Annotated in this window: 15 protein-coding genes, 1 tRNA gene and 1 pseudogene; 10 read left to right on the forward strand and 7 right to left on the reverse strand. The window is 53.6% G+C overall.

Features of this window, described 5'->3' with window-relative positions; translation table 11 throughout:
- Positions 1–246: 246 nt before the first annotated feature.
- Positions 247–3090, reverse strand: coding sequence for a UPF0182 family protein (locus RHH27_RS01055; RefSeq protein WP_302678621.1), 2844 nt, complete (start codon positions 3088–3090; stop codon positions 247–249).
- 102 nt (positions 3091–3192) lie between these two features.
- On the opposite strand from RHH27_RS01055, the gene RHH27_RS01060 reads away from it, so the two are divergent.
- Positions 3193–3732, forward strand: a complete 540-nt coding sequence (locus RHH27_RS01060) for a peroxiredoxin (RefSeq protein WP_302678622.1) — start codon at positions 3193–3195, stop codon at positions 3730–3732.
- A 4-nt stretch (positions 3733–3736) separates the two neighbouring features.
- On the opposite strand, the gene RHH27_RS01065 is transcribed toward RHH27_RS01060, so the two are convergent.
- The gene (locus tag RHH27_RS01065) at positions 3737–4582 is read right to left on the reverse strand and encodes a lipopolysaccharide assembly protein LapB (protein ID WP_206200691.1); all 846 of its coding nucleotides are present in this window, start codon (positions 4580–4582) and stop codon (positions 3737–3739) included.
- A gap of 135 nt (positions 4583–4717) precedes the next feature.
- On the opposite strand from RHH27_RS01065, the gene RHH27_RS01070 reads away from it, so the two are divergent.
- From RHH27_RS01070 to RHH27_RS01080, 3 genes are all read left to right on the forward strand, one after another.
- Complete coding sequence (locus RHH27_RS01070) at positions 4718–4945, forward strand: hypothetical protein (protein ID WP_206200692.1); 228 nt, start codon at positions 4718–4720, stop codon at positions 4943–4945.
- Positions 4946–4966: 21 nt separating this feature from the next.
- Positions 4967–5992 carry an ABC transporter permease gene (locus RHH27_RS01075; RefSeq protein ID WP_206200693.1) on the forward strand — a complete coding sequence of 342 codons (1026 nt, stop codon included), beginning with the start codon at positions 4967–4969 and terminating at the stop codon, positions 5990–5992.
- Positions 5993–6062: 70 nt separating this feature from the next.
- Positions 6063–6500, forward strand: coding sequence for a peroxiredoxin (locus RHH27_RS01080; protein WP_206200694.1), 438 nt, complete (start codon positions 6063–6065; stop codon positions 6498–6500).
- A gap of 60 nt (positions 6501–6560) precedes the next feature.
- Here the strand turns inward: RHH27_RS01080 and RHH27_RS01085 are convergent.
- Positions 6561–6647: transfer RNA gene (locus RHH27_RS01085), tRNA-Ser, on the reverse strand.
- A gap of 94 nt (positions 6648–6741) precedes the next feature.
- Between RHH27_RS01085 and RHH27_RS01090 the strand changes: the two genes are divergently transcribed.
- From RHH27_RS01090 to RHH27_RS01100, 3 genes and pseudogenes are all read left to right on the forward strand, one after another.
- Entirely contained in the window at positions 6742–7011 is a 270-nt protein-coding gene (locus tag RHH27_RS01090) for a hypothetical protein (protein ID WP_302678623.1), read from the forward strand.
- A gap of 83 nt (positions 7012–7094) precedes the next feature.
- Positions 7095–7220: pseudogene (locus RHH27_RS13345) on the forward strand (hypothetical protein); the annotation flags it as partial.
- Between the two features lie 48 nt (positions 7221–7268).
- On the forward strand, positions 7269–7424 hold the full coding sequence (locus RHH27_RS01100; RefSeq protein WP_302678624.1) for a hypothetical protein: 156 nt from the start codon (positions 7269–7271) through the stop codon (positions 7422–7424).
- Between the two features lie 395 nt (positions 7425–7819).
- Here the strand turns inward: RHH27_RS01100 and cbiD are convergent, their stop codons facing one another.
- From cbiD to RHH27_RS01120, 4 genes are all read right to left on the reverse strand, one after another.
- Complete coding sequence (gene cbiD, locus RHH27_RS01105) at positions 7820–8923, reverse strand: cobalt-precorrin-5B (C(1))-methyltransferase CbiD (RefSeq protein ID WP_302678625.1); 1104 nt, start codon at positions 8921–8923, stop codon at positions 7820–7822.
- 5 nt (positions 8924–8928) lie between these two features.
- On the reverse strand, positions 8929–9609 hold the full coding sequence (locus tag RHH27_RS01110; RefSeq protein WP_302677043.1) for a HEAT repeat domain-containing protein: 681 nt from the start codon (positions 9607–9609) through the stop codon (positions 8929–8931).
- 107 nt (positions 9610–9716) lie between these two features.
- Positions 9717–12155 carry a phosphoenolpyruvate synthase gene (gene ppsA / locus RHH27_RS01115; protein WP_302678626.1) on the reverse strand — a complete coding sequence of 813 codons (2439 nt, stop codon included), beginning with the start codon at positions 12153–12155 and terminating at the stop codon, positions 9717–9719.
- A 360-nt stretch (positions 12156–12515) separates the two neighbouring features.
- On the reverse strand, positions 12516–13811 hold the full coding sequence (locus RHH27_RS01120; protein ID WP_302679139.1) for a glutamate-5-semialdehyde dehydrogenase: 1296 nt from the start codon (positions 13809–13811) through the stop codon (positions 12516–12518).
- 121 nt (positions 13812–13932) lie between these two features.
- On the opposite strand from RHH27_RS01120, the gene glgA reads away from it, so the two are divergent.
- From glgA to hrcA, 3 genes are all read left to right on the forward strand, one after another.
- Positions 13933–15357, forward strand: coding sequence for a glycogen synthase GlgA (gene glgA, locus RHH27_RS01125; protein ID WP_302678627.1), 1425 nt, complete (start codon positions 13933–13935; stop codon positions 15355–15357).
- A gap of 20 nt (positions 15358–15377) precedes the next feature.
- The gene (locus RHH27_RS01130) at positions 15378–16676 is read left to right on the forward strand and encodes a recombinase family protein (protein WP_302678628.1); all 1299 of its coding nucleotides are present in this window, start codon (positions 15378–15380) and stop codon (positions 16674–16676) included.
- Positions 16677–16812: 136 nt separating this feature from the next.
- The gene (gene hrcA / locus RHH27_RS01135; RefSeq protein WP_302678629.1) at positions 16813–17871 is read left to right on the forward strand and encodes a heat-inducible transcriptional repressor HrcA; all 1059 of its coding nucleotides are present in this window, start codon (positions 16813–16815) and stop codon (positions 17869–17871) included.
- The last annotated feature ends 33 nt before the right edge of the window (positions 17872–17904 follow it).

Genomic DNA, 17904 nt, shown 5'->3' on the forward strand with positions numbered 1-17904 from the left:
TTCTGCAACAAGTATGGGTCGGATTCTGGCAGCCTGCACTAGCTTCCAAGAGACAGACGGTGAAATAACAGGCCGAAGCCCAGTAGTCGATTGGTTATTACAGACCCCTCCTCTCGCCATTTAGTCAACCAAGGGGAAAAGCCCACTCCGAAACCATGGAATCTGTCACTGCTGATGAGAAATCAGGTGCTCCCATTACGGAAGTAATACCAATTAAACTATCTTTCAACGTTTCTGCGATGAAAGTTAATCAGGAAACAGTTTTTGCAAAGCCTCCTCTAGGGTAGGTGCCATCACAATCCGCTGATTGTCCATAACAATGACCCGTGCCAAGGTGGGCAGTTGATTTTGATCGGCTTCGAGGTAAATGGGTTCGACGTAGAGGAGCGATCGCTCGATGGGGATAATGAGGAGATTTCCCTGCACCGATCTTGACCCTTGGCGATTCCAGAGGGAAATTTGCTGTGAAATCATTGGGTCTTGATTGATCCGCGCCTCCATTTGTTCAGGGCCAAAGACCAGTTCTTGCTTGGGAAAGACGTACAGCAGGAGCTTGCCATAGTTTTGACCATCGGAGCGAGCCGCTAGCCAACCAATGAGGTTGGGACGATTCACGGGCGTAAAAGGAACAAGCAGAATAAACTCCTCAGTGTAGCCAATGGGCAGCTTGGTAATCAGATAGTAAGGGGCAACGGCTTGGGGCTTTTCGCGGTAAATCTCCTTGGGAATTTGCCAGAGGTCTTCGCGGTTGTAAAAGACCACGGGATCCGTCATGTGGTATTTCAGGAGTTGTTCCGACTGCACCTGCATCAAATCAATGGGATAGCGAATGTGGCGGTAGAGGCGGTGGGGCATGGCACTCAGGGGATGAAAGAGGGTTGGAAAAACCCGCTGCCACGTGCGAATTATGACATCGTCGGGTTCCACCACATAAAACGTGACATCGCCGTTATAGGCATCCACCACCACTTTGACAGAGTTGCGAATGTAGTTAAAGGAGTGCTCGCCGGGATCGCCATAGGGATAGTAGCGACTGACGGTATAGGCATCAATAATCCAGTAGAGATAGCTCACCCCTGTGGCGCTAGGACTGGCAGCAATGTCCTGTTCAGAGCGTGGATCGGCGACCACAAGGTAGGGTTCACTGTCAAAACGTAAAAAGGGGGCGATCGCCCGCACCCGCTCTTGAATTAAGCGACGAAAAAGTACCCGTGAGTCCGGTCGTAAATTGGGGGTCAACAGCAGTTGCCAGTCACCAAAATAGACACCGTAGACCAAGCGCCGCCACCAACTGGCAATGGGAACCCCCCCCGTACCGTCGTAGTGGTTATAGACATTTTCGGCGCCACGGGGAAAATCCAGCTCTAGAACCGCCGAAGGGGCAAAGACATAGGTATGGGTGAGTTCACCGTAGTAGATCCGGGGGTAGAAAAAGGGAATGCTTTCACGGATTTGCGGCGGATCGACCAGTAGCTCACCCGTATCGCCAATATCGCGGACAAAGTATTTGGGCAGACCATTGGCTTCGGCGGTATTCACGGGACTCATGGTGAAGCCATAGCCGTGGGTAAAGACCAAGTGCTCGTTAATCCAAGTACGGGCAAAGCGCTGAACCGCACTGTAGTCCACTTCGCGAGCGGCAATGAGGACTTGGCGAATTTCTGATTGGTCTTGCTCAGGGGATAGTTTGAGATAGTAGCGATCCAAAAAGGCCGCTGGAAACCGATAGTAGGAGCGCAGTTGTTGCAGTTGCCGGTTCGTTTCTAAAAGGGGGCGGGTATCCCAAAGGCGGATATTGCGGGTGGTGGCGGCGTTGGCAGCAATGATCTCGGCGTTGAGGTTATTTTCCGGCTGAAAGGGTTCGACCCGCATTTTTTCAAGGTTAAAGCCTTCGCGGGTGTGGGTAATGGTGCGTTGAATGTAGGGGAGTTCCCGTTGCAGTTGATTGGGTTGAACAATGGCCGCTTCAATGGCTGTGGGCAGGAGCCAATCGGCAATCAGGATGACCACTAAATAGCCCAATGTAAAGCCAAAGAGGCCGGGGGCGATCGGTCCTAGCCGCCGCTGCCCTTCGCCGCCCCGTCGAATTGCTGACCAAGCCAGTAAACAGGCGACGCCAAAGGCCGAGGCTGAAAGCCAACCATAGAGGGGTAAGCGTACAGTGACGTCGGTATAGCCGGCGCCAAAGGCAGCCCCATTGGTCGAATAAAGAAGTTTGTAGCGTTCTAGCCAGAAGCTAAAGGCCACTGTGGCAAAGACAAAGGCACTTAAGCCCTGTAAATGCCGCCGTTGCGATCGCACGAAGCCGAGGAATTTGCCATGACTGAGACTTTCATTGGCAAGGAGATAACCCAAGGCCGTTCCCCCTAAGCCGACAACACTGAGGTTCACCAGCCATAGGCGCAACAGTTCCCACAGGGGGATTTCAAACAGGTAAAAGCTAATGGAATGGCGAAATAGCGGTTCCGTATGGGGATCACTGGCGGCAAACAGTCCCTTGAGCACCACCGGCCAGCTCAGGCAGGCGATCGCCCCCATGGCAACGCTCAAGAGAATTGCAACCCCCTGAAAGAGGCGCAGGGGCAACCACAACCCCAGTACCAATGCCGCCAAGCTCGGCACGAGTAGCCAAGGATTCTGCACCACTAGAAGTGATAGCTCTGCCACCCGCCAGACACTCAATTGCGGCAGCAGAGGGCTGTTAAAGGTGATTTCTGAACGCTGTTGCCACAGTTGCAGCGCGATCGCCCCAATGTGGTAAGTAGCAACAATTAGCAGCCAAATGAGACCACTGGCACACAACAAAAGCCGCCACAGCCCCAGCCCCCGATAGGTACTCTGGGCGGTCAGGGTGGGATCGAGGGTCACGGTGCGTTGCCGCAGGAGCCAGTGTTGCTGCCAGCCATAGAACAGTGCCGATGCCCCCGCAACCGCCAGAAACAGTAAAGCTTGGACACTCCAGCGCTGCCAGACCACCGCCAAATAGCCCAGTTGATCAAACCAGAGGCTTTCGGCAATGAAGCGACACAAGCCAACCCCAAGGGCGATCGCTAGAACCAGACCACCCAGCCAGCGCAGCCAGCGGGGCATCAACTGTACAAGAGGGAGTGACGGCATCAACCTCGAAAAATCGTTAAAACTACGGTACAGTGCAGCTAGATGCTTTCCTAAGGCCAGTTTAGCGATTTAACTATGTGCTTGCGCTCCCTACTTGTTAGCCTTTTGAGTATCATTTTGCTTCTTGGCGCCCCTGCTCCAAGTTTGGCCCTTGGCGGTGAATTGCCGCCCCTCAATGCCCCAGCACCCGACTTTTCTCTTCCCAGCAGTGTCGATGGCCAGCCCATTTCCCTGAAGGATTATCGCGGCAAGTGGGTGGTGCTGTACTTCTACCCCAAGGACTTTACCTCTGGCTGTACCCTCGAAGCCCAACGCTTTCAGCGGGATATTGAGCAATTTCATGCCCACAATGCTGAAGTCATTGGCGTCAGTGCCGACTCCGTGGACTCCCATGAAGATTTCTGTGACAGTGAAGGCTTGACCTTTCCCCTCCTCTCTGACCCCGATGGCCGCGTCAGCAAGGCCTATGGCTCTTGGTTGGGGTTTGTCTCGCTGCGCCACAGTTTCATCATCGATCCTGAGGGGATATTGCGCGAGCGGTTTGTCAAAGTGAATCCCGCGATCCACAGTCAGGAGGTACTGGCTCGCCTAGAGGAACTGCAACAGCAAGTTTAGGCCTCTATTGCTGTGGCGGGGGTTCAGGGGTTGCTGGAGATTCCTTTTGCACCTGCTGCGCTGCCTGCTGAATGGCATCTTTATATTTGGCGGGTGCAAGTTCCACGGCTTTGGCATACAGAGGCGCAGCTTCTGTCTTTTTCCCCTGTTCCGTCAGTGCCATCGCTTGGGCAAGCACCGGGCGAAAATCGTTGGGGTTTTCTTTGCCCAGATTTTGGAAGAGGGTCAGCGCCTCATCGTAGCGTTTTTGCGCCATATAGACATCGCCAAGGAGAAGTTGTACCGCCGTGACATCGACGCTCCCTGGTTGGACTTTGTTGGCTTGCTCTGCCCCTTGCAGGGTCTCTTCAATGAGGCCAATGGCCGCTTGGGGGCGATTTTCCTTCAAGTAGAGATCCACTAAAGCCCGCAGGGCATTGAGATTGCCGGGGGATTTGGCCAGAACCCCTTGAAAGGTTTGGGCAGCCCCCTCGCGATCGCCCGTTTGCTGCTGTGCCTGTCCCAGCAGAATCGCATAATCGGTTTGTTCGGGGCGCTGAGCAGCTAAGCGGCGCAGGGGGTCAATGACGCTAGCAATTTCTCCTTTGCCCAGTTGAATCAGTTGCAGCCGAGCCAGCACCAACCCTTCTAAGGCTGTGGCATTGTTGGGTTCACGCTCCAGCACCAGTTGGTAGCCTTTTTCTTGGGCTTGCAGTTCGGCAACTTTGTCAGTGGCGGCAGGACTGGTCACGGGGCTTGGCGTGGGTTGCGCTGGGCTAAAGGCACTGCTGAGCAGGGGCATCACCGAAATGGCAATGAAAGGAACCACGCCCAACAGCAAAACCAAAAGGGTGAGCCACTTCTTGCGCATTGTGCCTCCTTGAGGGTGCCCAGCATTTCCAGTGCCAGTATGATTCTAGCCTAGGAGCCGAGGGGAATCACGGCCAATTTTCAGGTCGGCCACCTTCCCCCTGTTAAAATTTGAGCAATTCCTCGGAGAGCTGCCATGGGTGAACTAACGCCAGAAACCATCAATTGTGCAGAGGCCTGTGTCAATGGCTGTGTCTTGGGCGATCGCTGTCCCAACCGTGAGTACATTGCTGCCGCCACCAAGTTTATGAATGATACGCCCCTCGATCAAATTCTGCAAATTGCAGCGGATAGCTATCCCAAACGTCTTTTGGCCGCGATTGAGCGCGATCGCCAGCGAGCGGCGAACCCACCCCAAGAATAGCTATTTCCAGATGCTGTGATCATGTCTCGTCTGCGTGCATTGCAGGGGTACCTGCTCCTGCGGCTTTTACTTGCGCCGCTGATGCTGTGGACGATTGTCACCGTCGTCTTTTTGCTGCTGCGAGCCACGCCGGGGGATCCCGTGGATGCGATTTTAGGTCCCCGTGCCCCGGTGGCTGTCAAGGAAGCCTTGCGAGAACAATTGGGCTTGGCTCAACCCCTGTGGCAGCAATACTTGACTTACTTAGGGCAACTCCTGCGATTTGATCTGGGAACCTCCCTCACCAGTCAAGGGGAAGCCGTCACGAGTATCATTGCTCAGCATTTCCCTGCAACGGCAGAATTAGGCCTCGTCAGTCTAGCGATCGCCTTTGGTTTAGGGGTGCTCATTGGCAGTCTGGCTGCGGTCAAATCTGGCACTGCTTGGGATATCGGAGGGCGTCTCTTTGGCATCATCACCTATGCCTTGCCCCTCTTTTGGCTGGGGATGCTCTTGCAACTGCTCTTTGCGGTGAATCTGCGTTGGCTTCCCTTGGGTACCCGCTACCCAATCACGGAAACACCCCCCCAAGGTCCTACAGGGCTGTACCTGCTGGATGCGCTCCTGAATGGTAATCTCCACCAACTGGGAACTGCTTTTAGTTACTTGCTCCTGCCTGCGTTGACGCTGGCGATCGTCCTCAGTGGTATCTTTGAGCGCATTGTGCGGGTGAATCTCAAGCAAACCCTAGTGGCCGATTATGTGGAAGCCGCCCGTGCCCGTGGTATCCCTGAGCATCGGATTCTCATTCACCATGCCCTCAAGAATGCCTTGATTCCAGTGATCACGGTTTTGGGGCTGACCCTTGCCAGCCTCTTGGGGGGAGCCGTGTTGACAGAGGTGACGTTTTCTTGGCCGGGGCTGGGTCAGCGACTCTACGAGGCCATTGCTCTGCGGGACTATCCAACCGTACAGGGCATTGTGGTTTTCTTTGCCGTGATTGTGGTTGCCGCCAGTATTCTCATTGACTTGCTCAATGCTTGGATTGACCCCCGCATCCACTACTAACTTTTTGGCATCTGCCGATAAAATAAAGAACAAGCACGTAATAAAACTTAACATTAGGAGGTTATCCCCCATGGCTTTAGCCGTTGGTACACCCGCCCCTGCCTTTACTGCCAAAGACACCCATGGCAATACGGTGTCCCTCAGCGACTTTGCGGGCAAAACTGTGGTGCTCTACTTCTACCCTAAGGATGACACCCCCGGCTGCACCAAAGAGGCCTGTAGCTTCCGTGACAACTATGCCGCCTATCAGGGCAAAGAGATTGTCGTTTTGGGGGTGAGTACCGACGACGAAACCTCGCACCAAAAGTTCACTGAAAAATACAACCTCCCCTTTCCCCTCTTGGCAGATGTGGATAAATCCATTATCAAGGCCTACGACGTGGATGGTGGCGGCTACGCCAAGCGAGTTACCTATGTCATTGATGGCAATGGCATTATTTCCCACGTCTATACCAGCGTCAAAACCGATACCCACGCCACCGACATTTTGGCAGATCTTGGTCTGTAAGGGTTTCCAAGAGTGATGTTTCGGCGGCTAGAGCAGTTCTAGCTGCCTTTTTTCATCCAACGGAGAGAGAGGGATTCGAACCCTCGGTGACATCACTGCCACACTCGATTTCAAGTCGAGCGCATTCGACCACTCTGCCATCTCTCCCAGTATCCTATATTGTAACCTCAGCTAGGATAAGGTAGAGCCACAAGAAGTCGCTGCCGGAAATACTCCCATGAGTTTTAGTCCAGAGTACCTAATGACAACAGAAGCCTTAGCCCATAACCAGAAAAGAATGGACGGCTATTTTGGGGATTTTTTTGGCCTGATGCGGAAGGCACTCGTTGCTGGTGGTTCAGAGCTGGGGTTGGGGATGACACTTTTTTCTCTGGCGGTGAGTATTCGTGCTACTCGGATCATTGAAATTGGACGTTTTAAGGGCTTTTCAACACTGTGTTTAGCAAGTGCACTAAGATTTATTGATATTGCTGGCAGGAACCGCAACAGCACAAGCAGCGACCTGACATAGACTACAGGGAGTTCGAATCACCCAAAAAGCGACAACTCCTCTCAATTGATCCTTTTCCAACTCGGGAAGCTGAGCAGTTAATCATTGAAGCAAACCTTGAAAGTTATGTTGATTTTATTAATGCCCGTTCAGATGAAGTCACGATTGACGGTTTAGTTGATCTCATTTTCATTGATGGTGATCACAGTTATGAAGGGTGCAAAGCGGATGTCTTCAATTATGTACCGTCGTATTTACGACCGGGTGGCTACTTTATTTTGCATGATTACTATGGCTGGTATGATGCTGAAGGTAATAATAACTCACCCGTGAAGCAAGTTATTGATGAATTGATTGCAGAGGAACTATTTGAGCATATCTTAATTGATACTGGCTATCAATCTTTTACCGTCTTTAGAAACCCCAATCCTTAGTAGACTGCTTTTCTTAGCTTCTATGAGATCAACCCTAACTCTGAGATAGATATTCGTTAATGTTCAGTTCATCACTAACATTGATATTGGGATTTTCCTCATCGGGATAGAATACAATTTCTAATCGCACTCTACCCTTATGCCAACCCGTCTTATCGAGCATCATAACTCTTGCTGAGCAACCTCTAACTAATGGTGGAATCAATCTAGCATCATTAAAAATAAAAAATAAGATTTAGAAATTCTTCTGGATAAGTAATATCAGTATTACGGTGTTTGTAAATAATTCTTGAGTTATCATCTTCATTCGGGATAAAACGAATGACCTCTTCGCGATCAAGAACATGGCAGTTTGTATTCATAAGTGCTGGTACACATTTTATTGAGTCTTTCACTTAGTATAGCCTAATCCTTGTCAAAATTAGGTTTCCTGCCTCGCTGATGGCAACAATTTGGCGATCGCGCCCAAACAAGGCACATCCTACCTGTAATGACCGCCCCATGGGAGCAGCACAATGGGCATGGATATAGGTAATGGCGCGCTCATCAATGCGGTTGGCAATGTGGCTGAGAATCTCAGGCAAGGCTTGGGGAGCCATTGTTGCTAAAAATTTGAGGGCAGCCTCAACCGTTGGTGCTTGCCACACCTGATGCAGAGTCTCTGGGTCTAAGCCTGCAAGGGCACAAAAGGCGGTGAGAATTTCTTGGCGAGCATCCGCAAGGTGGTGATGGGTATGGAAAATGCCGCCAGCGAGTTTAATTAATTTGCCGTGGTAGCCCAAGAGGAGCAACTGTTGAACCTTGTGTTGAGCAGCGGCCACCAGCATTGGCCCTAGCCAATTGGCAGTTTTTACACACAGGGAAGGGGGAATCTGGAGTTGCTGCGCCACCTGAAGGCCGTTCTCGCCAATACAAAAGACGAGGATGGGAGATTTTGCTGCCTTCTGGGCTAAGTCCTCGCGATAGCGATCCAGTTGCTCCGAGGCTGTGAGGGGTTGGGCTAAGGCAGTGGTTCCCAGTAGGGAGAGTCCCTCAACAATGCCAAAAGCCGCATTCGAGGTGCGCTCTGCCAAATCTCGCCCTTGGGGCAGGAGAATCGTGACGGCGATCGCCCGCTCCTTAGGACAATAGAGCAACAGGTTAGTGGTTAACAACAAGCGGGCATAGCGGTAGATAGCTGCCTCGCCCGTGGCGCGATCGCGCCCCACCCCAAAGCCTCCCTCAATGTGAATTTTGGGAGCAGTTGCAGGGTCTTGCCAGCGCACCCAAGCCCAGATCGGGGTATGGCGGGTGAGATCAAGGGGATCACTGGGTTCACTGTAGGTAATGGCCAAAGCCTGTTGGGCATCTAAGCATGCCCCTTGGGCAATCCTAAAGGTTTCACAGCGGTTGGGGCGCAGCAGCGCAAGGGTGATTTCCTTAGGACAGGTTCCTTCCGTAAGGCAACGCAATGCCGCCACCGCCGCCGCCGCCGCAAAAACTGGTAGCGTATAACCCACGGGTGTTAAGTAGTTAACTGAGCCAAACTAGTGCGAGCCGCTTCGGCAACCGCTTCCGCAGAATCAGTGGTCAACTGTTCCAGCAGGGGGCGAGTCTCTGGAGTGCCAATTTGGCCAAGGGCGATCGCTAGGCGATGGCGGACTTGCCAATCGGGATACTCGACAAACTGCCGCAGCTGGACAATGCTTTCTGGTTGTTTCAGTTCACCCAAGGAACCAATGGCGGCTAATTTCACCAATTCTTGGGGATTATTGAGGGCTTCCGTGAGCAGCCCAACAGCAGCAGGATTGCCTAGGGCACCCAAGGCGGCAATGATACTAAACTGCAACAGCCAATCATCGGTACTGTGGTAGGCCGTTTCTAAATCTTCAAGGGCAAAGGGAACTTGTAGGGCAGCCATCGCATCCGCTGCAGCAGCACGGACATCCGTTTCGCTGTCATGGAGCAGGCGATCGCGCAACAGGTCATGGGCTTGATTGAGATTGACGTGCCCAAGGCTGGCAATTTGACTCACCGCAGCGTAGCGGACACGGGAATTTTCATCTTGGCTGAGGGGTTGAATGAGCCGAAAGGCATCGTTGGGGTCAAGGCTACGCAGTTGATTGATGCCCCGCAGGCGATCGCCCACATCCGCTGAGGTAATGAGTTCCTGAATTGCTGCTGTGTCCACGCCAATATTCTCCACCTGATTCCTTTGATCCTACTGGGTTGCGTCACCCACAGAAAAGGGCAGAGCGATCGCGGCTTCAATTCTCTGCCCTCAGCTTAGGCGTTGTCACTGGGTTGTGCACTCTAGGCCTGTTTTTCAGCCTCAGCAATTTGCAGCATCGTCTTCAGGACGGAGTCGGGGTTGAGGCTAATGGAGTCAATCCCTTGCGCTACCAAGAATTGAGCAAACTCAGGATAGTCACTGGGGGCTTGACCACAGATGCCAATTTTGCGCCCCTTGGCCTTCGCCGTTTGAATCGCTTGCGCCACCATGCGTTTGACCGCTTCATTGCGTTCATCAAACAGGTGCGCCACCAAGGCCGAATCGCGATCCAACCCCAGCGTGAGTTGCGTCAGGTCATTGGAGCCAATGGAGAAGCCATCAAAGACCTCGGCAAAGGCATCCGCCAACACCACGTTGCTGGGGAGTTCGCACATCACATAGACTTGCAGACCATTTTCCCCTTGCTTCAGCCCATGTTTGGCCATCTCTGCCAGTACTCGCCGTCCTTCCTCTGGGGTACGACAGAAGGGAATCATCAGAATCACGTTCGTCAGCCCCATCTCATCGCGGACTTTCTTCATGGCGCGGCATTCAAGGGCAAAGCCTTCGGCATAGTTGGGGTCGTAGTAACGGGAGGCGCCCCGCCAGCCAATCATTGGGTTTTCTTCATGGGGTTCAAACTGGCGACCGCCCAAGAGGTTGGCGTACTCATTGCTTTTGAAGTCGGACATGCGCACGACCACAGGCTTGGGATAAAAGGCGGCAGCGATCGCCCCAATCCCCTGAGCCAACTTATCGACAAAGTATTCCGCCTTGTCGGTGTAGTTTTGAGTCAGCTCGGCAATTTTCAGCTTCGCCACCTCATCGGTCAACTCATCGTAGTGGAGCAATGCCAAGGGATGGGTCTGAATGTGGTTAGCAATAATGAACTCCATACGTGCCAACCCCACCCCATCATTGGGAATTGCCGCCAAGCTGAAGGCTTCCTCGGGGTTACCCACATTCATCAGGATTTGGGTGCGGGTTCGCGGCAGATTTTCCAGAGCCACTTCCTCCACATGGAAGGGCAGTAATCCCTGATAGACGTGCCCCTCTTCCCCTTCTGCACAGGAGACCGTGACCTCAACACCATTGGGAATGGTTTCGGTGGCATCGCCACAACCCACAATCGCAGGAATGCCCAACTCACGGGCAATAATCGCCGCATGGCAGGTGCGTCCCCCCTGATCGGTGACAATGGCACTAGCTTTTTTCATGATGGGCTCCCAATCAGGATCCGTGCGGTGGGTCACCAGCACTTCCCCCGCTTGGAACTGATCGATATTGCGGACATTGAGAATGACGCGGGCACGGCCTTGGCCAATCATTTCGCCAACTGCCCGACCTGTGGCAAGGAGCGTTCCTTTTTCTTTGAGATGGTAGCTGCGCAGGACGTTCGTGGCTTTTTGGGATTGGACGGTTTCGGGGCGCGCCTGCACGATAAAGAGTTCACCTGTGAGGCCATCCTTTGCCCACTCAATATCCATCGGGGTGTAGGTTCCCCGCAGAGCAGAGTAGTGCTCCTCAATGAGGCAGGCCCAGCGGGCTAGGGTGAGGATTTCTTCGTCGCTGAGGGCAAATTGTTTCCGCAGTGGCTCAGGCACGGGTTCATTGCGGGTGAGCTTCGTCCCGCCAAGGGCATAAACCATGCGAATTTCTTTGGTGCCGAGGGCTTTTTTCAAGATGGGTTTATAGCCCGCCTTCAAGGTTGGCTTAAAGACCAAGTATTCATCGGGGTTGACGGCGCCTTGAACAACGTTTTCGCCCAAGCCATAGGCGGCCGTGATCAGGGCAGTGTCCTTAAAGCCCGTTTCTGTGTCAATGGAGAACATCACCCCAGAGCAGGCCAAGTCGGAGCGCACCATTTTTTGCACCCCCACCGACAGGGCCACATTGAAGTGGTCAAAGCCTTTGATCTGGCGGTAGGAGATCGCCCGATCCGTAAAGAGTGAGGCAAAGCAGCGATGACAGGCGTCGAGAACGCCCTTGAGACCATGGACATTGAGGTAGGTTTCCTGCTGACCGGCAAAGCTAGCATCGGGCAAATCTTCAGCGGTGGCACTGGAGCGAACCGCCACGTCCGTATTCGGGCCATAGCGATCGCACATTTTTTGGTAGGCGGCAGCAATCGCATCCGTCACTTCTTGGGGAAACGGCGTGTGCAAAATTAGCGAGCGAATCGCTTGCCCCACGCGGTGGAGTTCTGTGACATCCTCGACATCGAGACCTTCAAGGAGCCGCCGCAGTTGGGTATCAAGATTTCCCGCTTGGATAAAGTAACGGTAGGCATAGGCTGTGGTCGCAAAACCATCGGGGACATTAATGCCTTTGGGCGTCAGTTGTTGGAGCATTTCCCCCAAGGAAGCGTTTTTGCCCCCCACTAGGGGCAGGTCTTTGCAGCTCAAGGAATTCAGTTCTAAAACAAACGCTGTTTCCCGATGGGTCACTTCACTGGTTGGTCTAGGGATGGATTGAGTCATTGTTATGCTCCCAAACATTAAGTTTCATTGATTAAATTGCCGTTTGCTGTCCCTCTGGGGATGCAACAGCAGTGCTTGAGCCGTTAAAGTTTTGAGTGTCTTTGGCTCCCTTTGCTATCGTGAATCTGTGAATCACCTAACTGCACGCAATTCCCAAGTCAGACTTGTCCGTTGCCAAACGCAGGCTGCTCCTTTGCTCAGACACTGGGTAAAGCACGCAACACATTTCCAACGGAGACTGGATAGGCAAAGTTTGCAGCGGTCATCATCTGCACGGTGGTTAAATCACTATTGCCCTATATCTCCATTCTGAAACAGAAAAATTGGCTGTGTTTGTTGCTTAACAATCCCTTAAATTCGTTAGGATTCCAAATCACGATGGGTAAAGGGTTTGGCATTGGCGCCGCTATAGGTTGCCACAATGTGGCCATTCCCCACCAGTTGGTATTTGTAGGTAACTAATCCCTCTAGCCCCACCGGGCCTCGCGGCGGTAGTTTGTGGGTACTGATACCGACTTCAGCGCCAAAGCCATAGCGGAAGCCATCGGCAAAGCGGGTGGAGCAATTGTGAAAAACGCCAGCGGCATCCACCTCTTGCAGAAAACGGGCGGCGGCGGCAGCATCCTCGGTAACAATGGCTTCAGTGTGCCCCGATCCATAGGTGGCAATGTGATCCAGCGCGGCATCGAGATCGGGAACAACTTTGATAGAGAGGATCAAATCGCAGTATTCTGTCGCCCAGTCGGCTTCACTGGCAGGGGTCATGGGCACAAGGTGGCAGGCGATCGCATCCCCCCGCAATTCCACCCCTGCTTTCTCAAGGGCAGCAGCCACTTTGAGTAAAAAGGCCTCGGCAATGCCCCGATGGACAAGAAGCGTCTCAATGGCGTTACAGGCAGCCGGGTACTGGGTTTTGGCGTCGAGGGTAATGGCGATCGCCTTCTCCAGATCCGCAGCGACATCCACATAGAGATGACACAGACCATCGGCGTGCCCCAGCACAGGAATCCGCGTGTTGTTCTGGATATAACGTACAAATTCATTGGAACCCCGCGGAATGATCAGATCAACCCATTGATCCAGTTGCAGCAATTCCGTAATTTCTGCCCGCCGCATCAGGAGGGCGATCGCCCCAGCGGGCACTGCCGACTTCTCTAGCCCTCTGTGAATGGCCTGCATAATCGCTTGGCACGAGCGACTCGCCTCCTGTCCTCCCTTGAGAATGGCGCCATTCCCCGATTTAATTGCCAAGGAAGCAATTTGCACGACGGCATCGGGACGCGCTTCAAAAATTACCCCCAGCACCCCCAAAGGGCAGGTGACGCGACTGAGAATTAAGCCTGTATCCAATTCGCGATGGAGTTGGCGCTGACCTAGAGGATCCGCAAGGGTCGCCACTTGACGCACCCCGGCGATCGCCGCCGCTAGTTTACTGGGACTCAGTTCCAACCGCGCATAAAGAGAAGGATTGAGCTGATTGGCCTTGGCCTGCTCACAGTCGGCAGCATTGGCCGCCAGAATCTCCTCCCGCGCCGCTTCAAGGGCACAGGCCACCTGCTCTAGGGCATCATTGCGGGCAGTGGCATCCAGCTGAGCCAACAGACGCGCCTGCTCATGAACTTCTTTGACCCGTTGCACGAGGGGAGAATCTGCCATAGGGGTTGCCAATTCCAAAGACGTATAAAAGCGATCGTACGCCAAATTGTCCCGCACTTGTGGTAGGTTAACGGCAATTGCGTTGCCCTAGAATTGGCCAAAAAACAGGTTCAGGAGGATCATGCGAATTCTATTTGTTGCTGCTGAGGCGGCACCGCTGGCGAAAGTGGGGGGCATGGGAGATGTGGTGGGTTCCCTGCCCAAGGTGTTACGCCGCATGGGACATGATGTGCGCATCTTTATGCCCTACTATGGCTTCTTGCCCGACAAGGTGGAGATTCCCAAGGATCCCATCTGGATTGGCCATGCCATGTTTCAGACGTTCCATGTCTATGAAACGGTGTTGCCGGGGTCGGATGTTCCCCTTTACCTGTTTGGCCATCCCTGCTTTAATCCCCGCCGCATCTACTACGGGGAGGATGAGGACTGGCGGTTCACCTTCTTTGCCAATGGGGCAGCAGAATTTGCTTGGAACTACTGGAAACCCCAGATTATCCATTGCCACGATTGGCACACGGGAATGATCCCAGTGTGGATGCATCAGGATCCCGACATCACCACTGTGTTCACCATTCACAACTTGGCCTATCAAGGGCCCTGGCGGTGGCGCCTCGAGCAAATTACTTGGTGTCCGTGGTACATGCAGGGGCACAATACGATGGCAGCAGCACTGCAGTATGCCGATCGCGTCAATACGGTTTCGCCTACCTACGCCGAACAGATTAAAACCCCCGAATATGGTGAGAAATTGGAAGGGCTGCTGTCGTTTATTAGTGGCAAGCTCTCCGGTATTCTCAATGGCATTGATACAGAGGTCTTTGATCCCAGTACCGATCGCGCCCTTGTGCAAAACTACACCGTAGATACCCTTGAGCGGCGTAAGGCCAACAAAATTGCGCTCCAAGAGGAACTGGGGTTGGAGGTGAATTCCGGTGCTTTCTTGGTGGGGATGGTCACCCGCTTGGTGGAGCAAAAGGGGTTGGATCTGTTGATTCAGGTGCTGGATCGCTTTTTGGCCTACACCGATAGCCAGTTTGTCCTCTTGGGAACGGGCGATCGCTACTACGAAACCCAAATGTGGCAAATTGCCTCACGGTTTCCGGGGCGCTGTAGTGTCCAGTTGCTCTACAGCGATGTCCTGTCGCGGCGGATCTATGGCGGTGCCGATGCCTTCATCATGCCGAGTCGCTTTGAACCCTGTGGCATTGCTCAGATGATTGCCCTGCGCTATGGCTGTGTGCCGATTGTCCGTCGCACGGGTGGCCTTGTGGATACCGTCTCTCACCATGATCCAGAGCGGCAAACGGGAACGGGCTACTGCTTTGACCGCTATGAACCCCTTGACTTCTACACCTGTCTAGTGCGGGCGTGGGAAGGGTATCGCTACAAACGGGAGTGGCACACCCTCCAGCAGCGGGGTATGCGCGAGGACTTTAGCTGGACAAAATCAGCACTAGCCTACAATGCCCTCTATAACTCCATTTATGGCTTGCCGCCAGAGACCATGCCCAATCCTAGTCCAACCCTAGTACCGGCAACGACCTGATCCTCAGGACGATGTAATGTGTGGTCATTATTGCCTACGAGTACATTGATCCCCTCTGGCAGCCCCTCCCCGATCCCCAAGGGTGGGGGCAGGAGATTGACCACTGGGTACTGGATGTGGAGGCTGCTCGGCCGCAGTTGCGGTACTGGTTGCAGCGGTTAGCACCGGGCTATTGGCTGTTACACCAATTAAGTGCCCTTGGCCAAACGGTGATGGAAGTGAGCGATCGCCTGCGGCAACTGGAGGCAGCGGGTATTATGGTGATTGCCCTAGCCGAAGGCTACGTGAGCGATCGCCCCCCCAGCGGAGATCAGCTGCTATCCCTTTGGGATCAAGTAAAGCAGCAACTCCATCACCACACTCTCTGCCATGGCCATGCCCGCAATCGCCTCAAGCACCGTCCGCCGCCGGGTCGTGCTCCCTATGGCTATCGCCGGGGCAAAGAGCACTATGTCATTGATCGAGCGGCAGCCGTTGTCGTCAAGGATTTTGTCGAGCATTTTCTCCTTTATGGCTCCCTCAGTGCAGCGGTGCGCTTTATTGCCACCACCCACCACAAGCAGATTAGCGTAGCGACCGGTCGGCGCTGGTTGACCCACCCCGTCTATCGCGGCCATCTCTACTACCAAGGGAAAACGGTGACTCCTCAGACCCATGCCCCCCTGATTGCCCCCGATGAAGCGGCTCAGGTGGATCGGCTGTTGCGACGCCAACGCTCTCTGCCTCGTCGCAGTGCCAGTGCCCCCCATCCTCTGGCGGGATTGGTGATTTGCCGCCAATGTCAGCAACGCTTTGGCCGGACTCAGGTGCAGCCTTACCGCCAACCGAGCCAATATGCCTACTTGCGTCCCCTGCACTGTCCCCTCTCCCCCAAATGTCGCAGCATTCCCTACGACGCGGCCTTGGCTGCTGTGATTGATCAAATTGCTGAGCGCCTGCCGCCCGCGATCGCCCAACTGTCGCTGCCGCCGCCACCGTTGACGGCTCAACTGCAAGCAATTGAAACCCAACTGCACCGCCTTGCCGAACTAGAAGCCCAAGGCCTCTTGGATCCCGAAACCGCTCAACTGCGCCGCTATAAACTGGCTGGGGAACGGGCACAAATTGAGGCACAGCAGGCCCAATTGCCCCCTAGTAATCTTTTGCAACTGGCGGTGACCCTTGGTCAGCCGCAATTTTGGTACCAACTCTCGGCAGCAGAGCAACGGTTCTATCTACGGGAGTTTTTACATGCCATAGCGGTCACCAGCCGCCCGCCACAGCCTTGGTCGATCCATCTGCAATTTATTTGGGAATCCCCCATTGGCAGTACTGCTTAGCCATTTCTAGCTGAGTTTTTAGTCACAAAAGACCAATCGCCATAGCCGCAAGTTGCAACTCAGAATTGCTGAAATACAAAGGCTAGTTTATAGATAGATAAAAAACACAGATAACAAGTCACAGGTGTAAGGGGTTATGACGATTGAACTCAGCGATCGCCAAAAACAAATTCTTGGCGCCACGATTAACCATTACATTGCCACGGCAGAACCCGTCGGCTCAAAAGCGATCGCCACGGAATACAACCTCAACGTCAGCCCGGCCACGGTGCGCAATACGATGCTGCTCCTCGAAAAAAGTGGCCTGCTTTACCAACCCCACACCTCCGCAGGGCGGGTGCCCTCTGATTCTGGCTATCGCGTCTATGTGGATGAACTGATCCAGCCCATTCCCGATGTGGCTCGCAAAGCCGAGAGTCTCTTGAGTGAGCGGTTTATCTGGGGACAACAACGCCTTGAGGTGATCTTGCGGCAAGCGGCGCAGTTGCTCTCGGATCTCAGTGGTTACATTACCCTGATTACGCTCCCCAATCGTTTGGAGCGGCAGATTCGGGTGATTCAACTGGTCGCCTTGGATTCCCAGCAGGTGATGGTGATTCTTGTGCTCGATACCTACGAAACCCAGTCGGCACTGATCCAATTGGATCAAGGGGAAGAAGACCCTGAGCTACGGGAGCGCACCCTACAGGTACTGACTAACTTCCTCAATCATCAGTTGCAGGGGCGATCGCTGGTGGAACTCAGTGCCATTGACTGGCAAAAACTGGATTTGGAGTTTCAGACCTACAGTCAGCAGCTTCAGACCCTACTGCGGCAGTTGAGCGATCGCTACAGCCACCAAGGCACTTCCTTTGTCATCAGTGGTCTTGCCGATGTTCTCCAGCAGCCAGAGTTTTCCCAAGTGGAGCAGGTGCAAATGCTACTGCATCTTCTCGAAGACCAACAGGATCAACTGGCTCCCTTGATCAGTGGCGATAGCCAAGCCCCCTCGCAGGTGCAAATCCGCATTGGCAGTGAAAATACCTTAGCGCCGATGCAGTCCTGTACACTGGTTTATTCCTGCTATTGCTATGGGGACTCCCCCGTGGGCAGTATTGGCATTCTAGGGCCGACGCGGATGCCCTATGCACGGATTATTCCCCTAGTGGCCACAGCGGCAGATTATCTAACTGAACAGGTGAGTCGCCGCAAGTAAGAAAATCAAAACATCCGAGAATTCTTGTGCAGT

Origin of the sequence: Thermosynechococcus sp. PP555, assembly GCF_031583225.1 — a bacterium.
GTDB lineage: Bacteria > Cyanobacteriota > Cyanobacteriia > Thermosynechococcales > Thermosynechococcaceae > Thermosynechococcus.

Excerpts from the sequence above, each read along its gene's own strand:
- RHH27_RS01070 (WP_206200692.1), top strand. The coding sequence starts at position 4,718 with ATGGGTGAACTAACGCCAGAAACCATCAATTGTGCAGAGGCCTGTGTC.
- RHH27_RS01090 (WP_302678623.1), top strand. The coding sequence starts at position 6,742 with ATGACAACAGAAGCCTTAGCCCATAACCAGAAAAGAATGGACGGCTAT.
- RHH27_RS01065 (WP_206200691.1), bottom strand. The coding sequence starts at position 4,582 with ATGCGCAAGAAGTGGCTCACCCTTTTGGTTTTGCTGTTGGGCGTGGTT.
- RHH27_RS01075 (WP_206200693.1), top strand. The coding sequence starts at position 4,967 with ATGTCTCGTCTGCGTGCATTGCAGGGGTACCTGCTCCTGCGGCTTTTA.
- RHH27_RS01080 (WP_206200694.1), top strand. The coding sequence starts at position 6,063 with ATGGCTTTAGCCGTTGGTACACCCGCCCCTGCCTTTACTGCCAAAGAC.
- ppsA (WP_302678626.1), bottom strand. The coding sequence starts at position 12,155 with ATGACTCAATCCATCCCTAGACCAACCAGTGAAGTGACCCATCGGGAA.
- RHH27_RS01055 (WP_302678621.1), bottom strand. The coding sequence starts at position 3,090 with ATGCCCCGCTGGCTGCGCTGGCTGGGTGGTCTGGTTCTAGCGATCGCC.
- RHH27_RS01060 (WP_302678622.1), top strand. The coding sequence starts at position 3,193 with ATGTGCTTGCGCTCCCTACTTGTTAGCCTTTTGAGTATCATTTTGCTT.
- RHH27_RS01120 (WP_302679139.1), bottom strand. The coding sequence starts at position 13,811 with ATGGCAGATTCTCCCCTCGTGCAACGGGTCAAAGAAGTTCATGAGCAG.
- hrcA (WP_302678629.1), top strand. The coding sequence starts at position 16,813 with ATGACGATTGAACTCAGCGATCGCCAAAAACAAATTCTTGGCGCCACG.
- glgA (WP_302678627.1), top strand. The coding sequence starts at position 13,933 with ATGCGAATTCTATTTGTTGCTGCTGAGGCGGCACCGCTGGCGAAAGTG.